Origin of the sequence: Bacillus cereus group sp. N6 (assembly GCF_016483705.1) — a bacterium.
In the GTDB taxonomy this organism is placed as follows: Bacteria; Bacillota; Bacilli; order Bacillales; family Bacillaceae_G; genus Bacillus_A; species Bacillus_A wiedmannii.
This window is the reverse complement of record NZ_JAEHBI010000374.1, coordinates 1-220: the sequence shown is the minus strand read 5'-3', so window position 1 is coordinate 220 and position 220 is coordinate 1. Positions and strand designations below refer to the sequence as shown.

Genomic DNA, 220 nt, shown 5'->3' with positions numbered 1-220 from the left:
GCATCGCGTCCTTGTTGTGTGGGAAATTCATTCACAAGAAAATTGTATAAATTTGTCATACTATTTCGTAATGCCGTGTTGTTAGGTATGGTTGGATTTGTCAGATAGGCATTGACAGCATTTTGAAAGGTTTGCATAAGCGCTAAAAATTGAGCTTCTTGGGGCGGTGTAATGGGAATGGTAGGAACGAGCATGGGAGTTAAGATAGAATCAGAAGAGA

The 220-nt window shown here is 40.0% G+C and carries 1 protein-coding gene; it reads right to left on the bottom strand.

All coding sequences use genetic code 11. The features are described 5' to 3' along the window. A partial coding sequence (locus JDS99_RS31630; protein ID WP_199696556.1) for a collagen-like repeat preface domain-containing protein occupies nt 1–220 on the bottom strand: 220 nt, incomplete at both ends.